This is a genomic window from Pedobacter sp. 10L46_2 (assembly GCF_056395165.1).
In genome coordinates this window covers 1-13508 of sequence record NZ_JBFTIZ010000115.1, presented here as the reverse complement: position 1 = coordinate 13508, position 13508 = coordinate 1, and the positions used below count along the sequence as shown (strand labels likewise).

Below are 13508 nucleotides of genomic sequence, written 5' to 3'. Positions count from 1 at the left end.
GATCTGAAAAGATCATTGGCGCCAGTTATTGGAAATTTGCGATTTTCTTCGCGGCCGGCAAGTGATAATCCCACTTTCAGACGCTTGCTCACATTTGCATCAATATTTGAGCGGAAATTGTATTGTTTATAGTTGGTAACCCCATTTTTATAGATTCCGTCCTGATCGATCATACCAAGCGACATGTAATACTTCACATCATCAGTTCCTCCGTTTACAGACAAACTGTGCTGATTCTGCAGCGCAGATTTCTTGAGCACTGTTTGAGCCCAGTCTGTATTCGGGTACAAGATCGGATCAGAACCATCCCTGAATTTCTGAATTTGTTCTTCGGAATAAGATTGGTTCAAACCTCCGGATTCACTTGCGTAATAGTTGATCTCGTTCATGATCTGCGCATACGTTGCTGCATCCGCAAGTTTTGGCAAACGGGTAGGTGAACTAAAACCCTGGTTAAAGCTGTAGCTTATGGTAGGCTTACCTGTTTTACCTTTTTTAGTGGTTACAAGGATTACTCCATTGGCAGCTCGATTACCATAGATCGCTGCCGAAGCATCCTTCAGTACCGACACGCTTTCAATGTCGTTCGGATCCAGGCGTTCCAAACCTCCGATTTGTCCGGGTACACCATCTACCACTACAAGCACGGCATTGCTACCGGTTGTGGCTTGCCCGCGAATTGTGATGCTCGAACCATCGTATCCTGGTTCTCCTCCTCTATTATTGATTACCACACCCGAAAATCTTCCTGCCAGTGCATTGGATAGGTTGGGCTGTGGACTTTTAACAAGTTCAGTTCCCTTTACCTGCGAGATAGATCCGGTTACCGTTTCTTTCTTTTGGGTACCATACCCAACAACAATCAGTTCATTTAATGAAGTCTGATCGGGAGTGAGCTGGATATTTAGCAAAGTCTTTCCTCCAACAGGCAATTCTATTTTTGTATACCCAATATAAGTGAAGACAAGGATGGCATTGTCAGGCGCATTTATACTGTATTTACCTTGTGCATCAGTGATTGATCCGGTTGTTGTTCCTTTCACAATTACACTTACTCCCGGTAAAGGGTTGCCTGCTTCATCGCGCACTGTACCTGTGATCACAGCTTGCCGAGCATTAAATGTTGAGGGTTTTACTATCAGCTCTGATGCTTGTGTCGACTGCGCCGAAAGCAGTACCGCGTTTATTACCGTTGCAACAAACACCTTCTTTGTCATCGGCCAAAGCGGAGAATATACATTTCGTATAGTTTTTCTCATATCGATTTATATTTGGTTTTGAAATTATCCTGTCAACTGCTCCCGTTCAAACACAGGATTTATGTTGTGCGCACAACATAAATACCCGATCTTCGATTGAGTCGACAGGGCTAAATTCGATGGATTTACAGAGAATCAAAGGGGGTAAACAACCAATATTAGAGGGGTAAAATTTAGATTCCACCTCAAAAAAGGCTATTTCCTTACTACATCCTTGTTTAGGGTAATATTTTTTGAAAAATTCTTGCGGTATTTCTTGATGTAGTCTGAAGGATTCATCTCGAACAATTTATTAAACTGCTCTCTGAAATATTTAATGTCATTCATGCCCACCATAAACATGGTCTCTGAAATGGTATTGTCTGTATTAATAAATATTTCAGCAGCTTTCCGTAAACGTATAAAACGAATAAAACTGTTAGACGATCGTCCGGAAATAGATTTGATTTTGTTAAACAAGTTAGAGCGCGACATACCAATCTCATCGGCCAGGATCTGAATATTAAAGTTTGGATCAGTAATGTGTTTTTCTACAATCCTGATGCAGTCTTGAAGGAAATCTCTGTACTCAGCCGAGATTCTAAAATTATTTGGGTTCAAAGTAACCTCATTGTAGAAATATTGCTGAAGGCTGCTCTTGCTTTTCAAAATACCCGCAACCCTGGCCACCAACAAATCCTTATCAAAAGGTTTACTGATGTAATCATCGGCACCGATCTCAATACCTTTCAATTTAATTTCAGGCGATGAACTGGCGGTCAGCAACACTATTGGAATATGGCATAAAGAGGTATCTTCCTTGACCAGGCTACAGATCTCTATTCCGCTAATGCCTTGCATCATGACATCACTGATGATGAAATCAGGAAGAAATTCCCGGATCATCTTCATCCCCTCCTCCCCACTTGCAGCAACATACAAGTTGTACTGGGTTTTAAAAACCTCAACCAGATAATCCCGGATGGATTTATTGTCATCTATGATAATGAGGGATTTTCTTTCTGAAGCAAAGGCAGCGTCATATTGTTCTACAGTTATACTTTCTTTTTGATCAAGCGGATTCACCTCATCATCGGCCAATTCCTTTAACAGTAAAGAACTCGTTTCCGAAACCGGGAGAATCTGATCTATGTTAAGGTGCGTTCTTCCTTTCAGCAACGTGATAAAAAAGGTAGTCCCCTGATTCTGGCTACTTTTATAACTGATCGTACCGCCATGACTCTCAATGAAATTCTTTACCAGATATAATCCGATACCGAAGCCAGTTCTTAAAGAATTGTTATGATCAGGCTCCTGATAAAACCTGCTGTAAATTTTCTGTCCTGCGTTGTCGGGAATGCCAGATCCGCTATCATTGACCTGAATCTTTACTGTATCCAAAGTTTCTGACACCTCAAGGGAAACGCGTCCTTCATCTGGTGTAAATTTTATTGCATTTGAAAGCAGGTTAAATATGGCAATCTCTAATTTTTCGCGGTCTGCATAAATCTGTATATGATCTTGTGAAGAGATAAATTCATAGTTTATCTTTCTTGAGCGAGCCTGATGTGAAAAACACAGGTATACTTCTTTACACAAATTGACGATATCCAGATCTGCAGCTTTCAACTTATCTGCCTGGGTATCAGCCTTTCTGAAAAGCAGTAGCTGATCAACCAGGCTCAGTAGTCTTTTTGCATTCCGATAAACGATATTAAGGTTACTGGTATCTACATTTTTATCATCATGATAAAGCAATTCCTTAATCGGATTGATGATTAAAGTAAGAGGAGTTCTGAATTCATGAGAAATATTGGTAAAAAAAGAAAGTTTTTTCTCATTGAGTTCCTTTTCTTTTTCACTTTCGATATTGGCTACCTTTATTTTATACTTCAGGTCTTCCTGTTTATTTCTGTACAGTATATATGCGTAAATGGCCAGGCAAACTGCTGCCGCATATAAAAGATACGCCCACCAGGTCCAGTACCATGGCGGACTGATATGGATAACCAGAATCCTTCCCTTATTGTTCCATACACCATCATTATTAGACGCTCTTATCCAAAGTTTATACGTTCCCGGATTTAAGTTTGTATAAGTTGCCTTACGTTGTGAACCAACATAATTCCATTTCTTATCAAAGCCTATTAATATATATGCATATTTATTTTTTTCTGGATACCTGTAATTTAGGCCCACAAATTCAAATGAGAAAACACTTTGCTCATAGTCAAGAGTCAGTTCCTTTACGATATTCAGGTTTTCTTTTAAAGGCCCTTTGGAGGTTGGGAGAACAGATTTATTGAACAATTGAAAATCAGTAAAATATACTGGTGGTATGGTTTTATTTGAATGGATAGCCAAGGGATCAAATTTGATAATTCCCCTACTTCCGGCCAGATGTATGTTTTGCCCATCATTAAACATAACCGAATTCACGTAAACCCCATCAGCCTCATCGAAATTCCTAACTGATATATGCTTAGGATCAAATGTTGATATTCCACTTTCAGTAGTTACCCACATATTTCCTTCAGCATCTTCAGTAATTCCTCTGAATACATTATTGGAAAAACCATCCTTTTTCGAATATGTAACAAAACGTTTCTCTTTAGCTACATATTTGTTTAATCCATCTGGTGTAGAGATCCAAATGTTATCATTGGAGTCCTGATAAAGGCTTCTGATAATGTTGCTACTGATTCCAGTACCTGAGCGTTCTGAAGACCGGATCACCTGAAAGCGTTCTGAGTTTCTGTCAAAACGGTTTAGTCCGCCCCCATATGTTCCAATCCAAATATCACCTCTTTTGTCCTTTAACAAGGAATAAAGGTGGTTATTGCTTAAGGAATACCTGTCGTCCTTTTTGTTATAATAATGCTTAAAAGTATTGTTATTGCTATTGTAAACTTTAAGCCCCGCATCGGTTGCAAGGTAGTAGATGCCGGGGTCAACCTCAAGGATATCCCGAAAAACATCTTCGTTAAAAAGACTGCCCAAAGCGGAGTGATGATTATGGTGAACAAATAAGTTGCGCTCCTGATCGTAGCTATCAAATCCATTTTCGGTCAAAATCCATAAAACCCCCTTGCTATCAAAATAAAGCTTACTTATGTCATTGCTCTTTAAGCTAGTTGTTTGTACATTTTTTTTAAAGCCAGACATCTTTCCAGATTTATAGTCTAGCGTAAACAGTCCCTTGCTGGTACCAATCCAAAGCGTATTACTTTTACTTGCCAGGCTATTCACTTCGCAATTCTCCAGCTTAAGATCTGTCAAATCAAACTTATATTGCTGACGATCAATCTTCAAAACACCATTCCTGCCGTTAATCCAAATGATACCATTACGATCTATGTAGGAATCTCCAAAAGCATAGTTTATCACATTTTTAATAGGCTCCCATTTAGAATTCTGAGTATTCAACCAATAGAACCCATTACTTGCTCCAACAATGAGCGTGTTTTTTTGTATTGGCAAGATACTGTAGACACCATTACTGGCCCTATCTGGCAACAGAACTGACTTGAAATTGTTTTTTTCCGGATCGAACTTAAACAGACCACTCCAGTAAGTACCAATCCAAATTATACCATTTTCATCATATGCAAGTGACCAGATGTCGTTTGGATTTTTAAGTCCGGGTAACTGCGTCTGCTGAAAATTGGTGAAACGCTTTGTGTGCTTATTAAACTTATTCAGTCCACCACTCCAGTTTCCAAGCCATAAGCTTCCGTGTTTGTCTTCGACAATAGCGTTAACTGATTTCCCAACCATAGCACCTGGTATACCCGGATTGGGCTGATAAGTGGTGAAGGATCTGGTTTGTTCATGAAATCTATTAAACCCATCATCTGTTCCAACCCATATGGTTCCCTCACGATCACAAAGTATCGACCATATTTTATCATTACTGATCGAAGAACCTACTTTTTCATCATGATGAAAGCCCTGAAACTTTTCAGTAAGTGGGTCCAGTAAATTTAAGCCATCCATTGTCCCAACCCATAACCTACCTTGATGATCCTCTACTATTGTGCTAACATAATTATTGCTGATAGAAGTATGATCTCCTTCCGCATGGTAAAATACTTTAAATGTATAACCATCAAAACGACACAAGCCGTTTTCAGTACCTATCCAAATAAAACCTCTTCGATCCTTAAGAGTGGCTGTCGTATTTTTAGAAGGCAGTCCATCTGCAATAGTATATGTTTTAAATGCATAGCTTCGATACAAAGATTGTTCATTGTTCCCCTCTGAACTTAGCTGTGCTTGAACAGGCAGAGACTGAACTTCCATCCATATTAAAACAATAAAAAAATAAAGTAAACGCATGATGAACCTATGGATAGTAGGGTATAGTTGAGACGGAAATTATCCTCGAAGATAACATTTAGCCATCAATTTCAACAACCATCATGAATTTTTCGCTCATACGACCCATATGAGCGAAAAATTTTGTTTAGTATTTTCCTGCGCTAAGTTTACTTTCAGGCAAAACGTATTTCCTGTTAACTTTATCCAATACAACATAAAGAGAATCATTATTCTCATTTAATCCTTCCAGGATAACTTTGTTTCCATCAGTGGTATGGTAATTCAATGTCAACCTGGCCCGATTTGAACTCCGCTCAGGACGAGCAAATTCACGGTCTCTTCTGGTAGACCAGGCGCGTTTATCGATCATCCTGTTTTCATCACCTATATTCTTCCATGCCACTTTACTGATCCAGTTATCTGTTTTACCGCTTTCCTTCTCGTCGGAGCCACCCCTTCTGCCTCGTCCACCTCTAGATGCAAGGGCATTTTTATCCTGTAGATAAAGTACATGTTCTACAGTATCAGCATAGTAATGAAAAGCACGCTGTCCGCCTGCGGTACCGGCAATTTCGAATGTACGTTGTATATCGCGCATTGGACTGCCACCACCATTGGACGGGTCAACTACTACTGGTTTATTAATCCTGAATGTCAGCGTGGTCCATTTTTCAAAGGTGGCTTCCTTCCATCGTACACTATCTAATGGGGAATACGGAATCTCCTGTCCATTTATTTTAAACACCGTAACATTATAATTGCCCCTTAGTGTTTTCACCCCTGCTGTTGATGGCTGTTTATAAGGATCATACTTAAAATTAATCACTTCGGTATAAGTCAGAATTACAAAGAAGATAAGGATGGTAAGTCCTTTTAATGCAAACCTGGTATATTTATATATCGGCTTACGGTAATCCGGATAGTAAAATTGTGGTACGGTATAGCGTTCAAGAATCAGCAGGTTGTATAATCTTGGCACATCTGCAGCAATGACTAAAGTGCCCAGCAAAACAAAATAGAAGGCATATACATGCACTCCACCATCATAAGCATAGTTCACAAAAGTGATATCGCCCAATGCACCAATAAGTAATACAGCACCATAGGTAGCTGTCTTTCTGAAGAGCAATAAGGCTCCGGCAGCAAGTTCTACTATACCACCAAATACCTGATACCAGGGTACTATACCTACGGAAAGCCAGTAGATTTTTTGTGCGGTAAAGTCGCCAAAATCTGTATTCAGGAGGCCCAGTGAAGGAAACGGCATTTGAGTTGGGAACAATTTTGTAAAACCAAAACCAATAATCCCTATAGCTGCCCTAAAACGTACAACTACGGTTAGCCAGTAATATAATACATTGTAAGACTGCCTTTTTCGGTCGAGCAAACTCCACACCAGCCCTACTACTACTGCTATAGCCAATGCATTTCCCCATGAACTGTAGTCGCTAAGCCAGCTTCTTTTTCTCTGAACATTACTTTCATTGCGTTGTGATCTCTCTTTATCTGAATCAATCTTTGATGATTCAGCACCTTTTGCCCGCGTTAAGGAGTCGCTGCGACGCTGTTTTTGAGGACTGGCAGCTTCTTGTCCTTCCCCATCAGCAATGTTTGGCCGTCCTGAACCACCAAATAGCACAGGGGGTGTATTGGTACCGAAGYGTGCAATATCATATATATCACGATAATGTGGATTTAGCCAATCGATGGCAATTAAATTTTTATACCAACCACTACTTAGCGGAATGGATACCAGCAAGAAGAACACAAACGTAATGCGAAATGCTATTTTTTTGCCTGTCGACCACTGAGTTGGTGTATTTTCTGAATTATTCATTTTCATTTGTATTAAAGTTTCAGACGATTACGACGGCCAAGTTTAATGGGATACTTCTTGTCTATTTTGTTCAGTAAAACGTAAACAGAATCTTTTGAATTGTTAACGCCCGAAAGGATTATTGTTGCGCTATCTGGCCTGCTATACTTCAGTACCAGTTTATCGTTCTTGTAATTACTGTTTTTGTTTTGCAGTAATAACAGATGGTTTACTGTATCTGCTTTATAGCTGTAATAATGTCTTCCACCGGAACCGGCCAACTCGTAATTTCTGTCTTTATCTTTATAGCTGATCTGTTCATAGTTGGTAGAATCAAGTATAACCGGTCTGTTTGAACGGATACTTATTGTGGCCCATTTTTCAAACACCACATCCTTCCATCTTGTTGAATCCGTAACAGAATAAGGGAATACTTTGCCATTGAGTTTAAACTCACTAACATTATAAATCCCACTAGCTCCTTTTAATCCTTTTGCTTTTGGAAACTGATAAGGGTCGGTCCTATACCCTTTGTAGGTCTTAAACCCGTAAACAAATACAAAAAAGAAGATCACTGCACTTTTCAAAACAATCCTGCCATTTTTTAACCATCCGGTAAATACGGGCTTAAATAAATTCGGAGCAGTTGGTTTGCCCAGTGAGATCAGGTTATAGATTCGCCCTGCATCATAGGCCAATACAAATATAGCCAGCGAGATCAGGTAAAAGCTGTACACATATTCTCCGCCTTCGTAAGCAAGATTTGAAATGAATACATTCCCTGTAAACACCAGTATAATAAACGCGCCTATTGAGGCTGTTCTTCTGAAGAACAAGAGAATGCCTGCAAGCAGTTCCACTCCACCAAGAAAAGACTCGTAACCCGGCACTACACCAAGGCTCAGTGAGAATATCTTCCAGTCGGTAAAGTCGCCATAACTGGTATTCAGGTTACTGATGGATGGAAAAGGTGCCTGCAACGGAAAAAACTTGATAAGCCCGTAACCGATAACTCCTATAGCCAGCCTGTACCTCAATATGGTCCTTAACCAGTAGTACAAAATGCTATAATCTGTATCTGGTTTCTCTTTTTTAGCCCATACTGCGGCCCCAATGGCGGCTATGACGGCAATAATGATCCAGTCGATGAAACTTCCTGTGGCAGAACCAAAGCTGGGGAAATACCTGGTAATGAAAAAAATATCTCCATAATTGAGGTTGAGCCAGTTAATGGCAAAGATTCCTTTATAGTACTTCCAGTCCAGCGGGATGGTTTGAAGAATGAAATAGATGAAAAAGAAGCGCAGAGCGGTTTTTTCATAACCATTCCATTCAGGAGAAGATTGATCTAATTTAATAGTTGTCATAATCTATAAATTTTAATATCCTGGATTATTTGGCCCTAATGCCGGATCTATCAGCAGCTGATCATTAGGAATAGGCATCAGGTATTTTCTGACGTCAGTAATGTTCAGTACAACGGATGCTCTTCCTGTTCTTACCAGGTCAAACCAGCGGTGCGGCTCAAAAGCAAATTCAACTCTTCTTTCATTTTCAATAGCCAACAACACATTTGCTTTGGTAACTGCAGGTGTTCCCGCCAGTCCAGCGCGGTCTCGCACCGCATTCAGGTCAGCAATGGCACCGGCTAACTTATCATTAGCAACAGTCGCACCGTCGGGAGCCTGGTTACTTCGTGCTTCGGCGCGGATCAAATAAAGTTCAGCTATGCGAATCAGATAAGAAGGATCTGTTGCAGGACTCCTGTAATATAAATTGCCATACCAACGGTTCTGGTTGTCTTTTGCCACCAAAACACTTCTTGTACCTCCAATCRGTGGATCATTTACCAATGCTACAAATGCATCATTGGGTGCCCATTGGCGAGTTCCCCCATTTTGCTGAGGCTGCCATTGTCCACGATGCCCATTGGTTTCTGCAGCGCTGTAAAAGAGTTCGAACACAGACTCCTGAGTGGCCCTGGCATCGTTCTGAAAGAAACTTCCAAAAGGTTTCAGTAATTTGTAATTCGCGTTATCAACAATCAGCTTTGTTGCATACAATTCTGCATTTGCCCAATCGCCTCTATATAAGTAATACCGCGACTTTAGCGCCCATACTGTTTTTCGGGTAGCTCTATGTCTGTCCGTAGTTTCAGTCAACAGAGGTTCTGCTTTATCCAGATCGTTCAACACTTGTGCGTATACTTCATTTTGCGGACTGCGCGGAATCCCACTGTTATCAGTTGCCGTTTCAGTAGGCTTGGTGATCAGCGGTACGCTGCCCCAGGTTCGGGCCAGATCGAAATAGGCTAATGCACGAATAAAATAAGCCTGACCAACGATCTGGTCTTTTGTACTTTGGTTAAGGAGTGGATCTGTTACTCCAGGAACCTTTTGAATAACCTGGTTCGCCCTGCTAATGGTTAGGTAAATGGCCGACCAAGCGCTGCTGATGGTAGAGTTGTCAGCACTAACATTATGATTTATGAATTCCTGAACCTGTGATTGTGAACCTGTCCATTGTATGTTATCACCATTGAGATATCCAATTGACTGAAATGTGGTACCATAATAAGACCCGGATGCCAGTGCAGCATAAACCCCGGTTAGTGCAGTTTGTGACGATGCATTGTCGTAGATCGTTTGCTTGTCTGACACTGATGCACGAGGCTCTACATCCAGGTATTTCTCGCAAGAGGAGAAGGACAGGATGCTAAAGAAGGACAAGATATATATTGCTTTTTTCATGATTTCTAATTTCTTATCCCTAATTATAGGGACACATTTATACCAAATTGAAAACTCCGTGGCTGTGGTGGTGTACCCAGATCAATTCCCTGCGCATTTTGTGAACTACTGGCAGAAGACTCAGGATCAAGGCCTGTATAATTGGTGATCAGGAACAGGTTATTAGCCGTCACAGACAATCTCACCCTATCCAGCTTAACCCGTTCTGTAATCGATTTAGGAAGTGTATAACCAAGTACCAAAGAGCGTAAGCGCAGGAAAGAGGCATCTTCCAGCCAACGACTGCCATCATCTTTATAGTTGTTGTTGTTAATTCCATCTGGCCTTGGTGTGTTCGTTACATCACCAGGCTTCTGCCACCTGTCTACGTTACTGGCAAAAATGATACGGTTGGCATCACGTGCTCCGCCAGCTTCACCAAAAAACCTGTTGTGGTTATACACCTTGTTTCCATAAGAAAAGGAAAAGAATACACCCAGATCTAATCCTTTATAAGCAAAATTATTACCCATACCGCCAAAGAACTTAGGCCATACGCTCCCGTAGACCTGCCTATCTGCAGCAGTGATCTTACCATCCTTATTGTAATCATCATACACCACGTTACCCGTTTGTGGGTCTACATAAAGCTCTTTATATAGGTAGAAAGAGTACAAAGGGCTTCCCTCTATATTCCAGATCAGGTCCCTGCTTCCAAACTTCACCGGTGCAGATAATTTCTCTATTTTGTTCTTATTTCCGGATATATTGAAGCTCGTTGTCCAGTTAAAGTCCTTTCCTTTAATATTGGTAGAGCTGATTCCCAGCTCATAGCCCCTGTTACTAATCTCTATCTGATTTTTAGTATAACTACTAAAGCCTGTTGTAGCGGCTAACGGGCTGGAAATTATCCCATCACTGGTATATTTTCTGTAGTAATCAAATGAAAATGCCAGCCTGCCCTCAAATAAAGAGAGATCAAATCCTGTGTTGAACTGAGTAGTTTGCTCCCAGCCAAGATCAGGATTGGCAATTTGCTGAGGTGCTGTACCTGGGTTTCCAAGGTATGATGAACCTCCAGACCAAAGGCCAAGTGCCCCCATTGCTTGTCCTYTCCGAATGCAGATGATCCATCCGCACGCAGACTGAAATCAAGCAGGTATTTGCCATCGAAATTGTAATCAAGCTTAGTAAAGAAGGCAGCAAGATTCCTTCTCGACCACCTTTCTGAACCAGTAGTTACCGCAGCGGAGGAAATAAGCTTATACGAATTGTTGGCAAAGCCTCTGCCGGTGGCCGAAGTGGTACTACTCACATCGCTTTGCAATGTATTACCCACTAAAATGCCAAATGTATGTTTGTCATTAACCTTAAAACTATAGGAAAGTGTTTGCTCATTAAGCAGCGAGGTGCGCTGACCAACGGATGAAGTGGCCAGACCATTTGGACTTCCCGAGATCAGGAAAGTATTCCAATATTCAGATTCAGGATAATTGGTATAGTCCAAACCAAAACTGGAACGGAACTTCAGTCCTGGTAAGAGTTCTGCCTCACCGTATAGGTTACCAATGTAACGTAAACTGGTAGAGTTGATGTCGTAATTTTCAAGCAAAAGCTGTACATTATCAAAGCCGGCTCTACCAACCAATACACCCTGTGCATTATAAGGTGACAGATATGTAGGTGTGTGCAGTGCCGCCTGAAGTAAACCACCAGCTGGCCCATCTCCTGCCCGGCCTTCATTGCGGTGGGTCCTGCCAAGGGTGTTGCTTATACCCACTGTTATTTTATTAGTGATCTTCTGATCAAAATTTGCCTTGAAGCTGGCGCGATCGAAAGATATAGGTGCCAGAATGGACTCCTGTTTGTTGTATCCCGCCGAAATGTAATATTTTGTTMCGTTGTTTCCTCCAGCCAAAGAAACATCGTAATTCTGCAGCGCAGCAGTACGAAAAACCTGACTTAAGCGGTCGTAAGTTTGCTGCTCTTCAGGTAAGCCTCTGCCTCCTTCTGAAACAGGACGGAACGGGCGGGTAGCAAAAGTTCCACCAGTATTGATGTAATTCTCGTTAATCAATTCAGCATGTTGTGGGCCGGTTGCCAGATCCCATAGTTTAATGGCTTTTGCAAAACCATTATTTACATTCAGATCAAGCTTCGGCTTCTGGTTAAAGTTACCACGCTTAGTGGTAATGATAACAACCCCATTGGCTCCCCTAACCCCATAAAGCACAGTTGCTTCAGCATCTTTCAACACAGAAATACTCGCAATATCGTTCGGGTTAATATCAGCAATAGGCGATGTGGACTTACCACCTGTATCATAAGTCTGCAAGCTGGTATTACTTATAAATACCCCATCTATCACATACAAAGGATTGTTGTTTCCGTTAATACTATTAGCCCCGCGCAGTCGAATGTTTACAGTCTCGCCTGGCACACCCGTATTATTGGTGATCTGTACACCAGCTACTTTTCCCTGAAGCTGCGATTCAAAGCTACCACCCGGAATGTTCTTTACATCATCGAGACTGGTTTTTACGACAGATCCGATTACGTTTCTGCGCTCCTGCGAACCGTAGGCCACTACTACCACATCATTTAATTGGTTAGTAATCTCCTTTAATTCTATTTCTATAGCTTCAGTTCTGGCTATCACTTCCCTTTTCTCATATCCGATAAAAGTGATAACCAAAGTATAGGGCAGTTTCTGGCCAGTTACAAAGTTGAACCTACCATCTTTGTCAGTCTGTACCGAATGTGTAGTACCTGTAATGCTTACACTGGCACCGGCGATTCCTTTTCTGGTTACCTGGTCTATAACCTGCCCTTTTAATGTAGAATTGACAATTGTTTGGGTTTGAGACCTGGAAATCAATGGAATAAATAAAAACATTATAAGACCGCTAAGCAGCAGTAATGTTTTTTTAACAAAGGAGCGAGCACTAGATAAAGGCCTCTCCTTTTTAAAATTTTGCATAACTTTAAAAAGTTTTAATTAATTAATCGTTGGTTGAAACTAGTGGCATTTCAGTAGGTGATTGGCGTTGCATACTGATGGCCAGCGTAAAGGCAGGATCTTATCCTGTCTTTATTTTTTTAAGGGAGTAGCAAAAATGCTATTGCTCGAAACAGCAACAACAGTAAGCTGAGAATTTCAACTTCAGGCGAATAGATGTGGCGTCTTCTTTTTTGTGGAGTAATTGTTTTTCCATGTGTTTATTTAATCATAGTAATTGATTCTTTTTCCACAAATGTAACGGCATTTTTTACAAAAACAAATTAATTCTATCGATTTACTAGATTTTATTATATTTGGCCGTCATAAGGTCAATTGTAAATTAGAAATGAAAATAAAAATTGTTGTTGGAACAGCCCTGCTAGGTCTGAATTTATTTCATCAGG

The 13508-nt window shown here is 40.8% G+C and carries 6 protein-coding genes and 1 pseudogene; all 7 read right to left on the bottom strand.

Features of this window, described 5'->3' with window-relative positions:
• Positions 1-1259 (bottom strand): SusC/RagA family TonB-linked outer membrane protein (locus AC1DDX_RS14040; protein ID WP_477622179.1); only part of this gene is annotated, 1259 nt, incomplete at its 3' end.
• A 195-nt stretch (positions 1260-1454) separates the two neighbouring features.
• Positions 1455-5540 carry a hybrid sensor histidine kinase/response regulator transcription factor gene (locus AC1DDX_RS14035; RefSeq protein WP_288879172.1) on the bottom strand — a complete coding sequence of 1362 codons (4086 nt, stop codon included), beginning with the start codon at positions 5538-5540 and terminating at the stop codon, positions 1455-1457.
• A gap of 163 nt (positions 5541-5703) precedes the next feature.
• Positions 5704-7395: a hypothetical protein gene (locus tag AC1DDX_RS14030; protein WP_477622178.1), complete on the bottom strand. Its 1692-nt coding sequence runs from the start codon at positions 7393-7395 to the stop codon at positions 5704-5706.
• 11 nt (positions 7396-7406) lie between these two features.
• Positions 7407-8741 (bottom strand): DoxX family protein, encoded by a 1335-nt coding sequence (locus AC1DDX_RS14025; protein WP_172660114.1) that lies wholly within the window; start codon positions 8739-8741, stop codon positions 7407-7409.
• A 12-nt stretch (positions 8742-8753) separates the two neighbouring features.
• On the bottom strand, positions 8754-10124 hold the full coding sequence (locus AC1DDX_RS14020) for a RagB/SusD family nutrient uptake outer membrane protein (RefSeq protein ID WP_477622177.1): 1371 nt from the start codon (positions 10122-10124) through the stop codon (positions 8754-8756).
• A 23-nt stretch (positions 10125-10147) separates the two neighbouring features.
• A complete protein-coding gene (locus AC1DDX_RS14015) occupies positions 10148-11206 on the bottom strand; it encodes a TonB-dependent receptor domain-containing protein (protein ID WP_477622176.1) in 1059 nt (352 codons plus the stop codon).
• 50 nt (positions 11207-11256) lie between these two features.
• Positions 11257-12999: pseudogene (locus AC1DDX_RS14010) on the bottom strand (SusC/RagA family TonB-linked outer membrane protein); the annotation flags it as partial.
• Positions 13000-13508 lie beyond the last annotated feature (509 nt).

Excerpts from the sequence above, each read along its gene's own strand:
- AC1DDX_RS14015 (WP_477622176.1), bottom strand. The coding sequence starts at position 11,206 with ATGGGGGCACTTGGCCTTTGGTCTGGAGGTTCATCATACCTTGGAAAC.
- AC1DDX_RS14025 (WP_172660114.1), bottom strand. The coding sequence starts at position 8,741 with ATGACAACTATTAAATTAGATCAATCTTCTCCTGAATGGAATGGTTAT.
- AC1DDX_RS14035 (WP_288879172.1), bottom strand. The coding sequence starts at position 5,540 with ATGGAAGTTCAGTCTCTGCCTGTTCAAGCACAGCTAAGTTCAGAGGGG.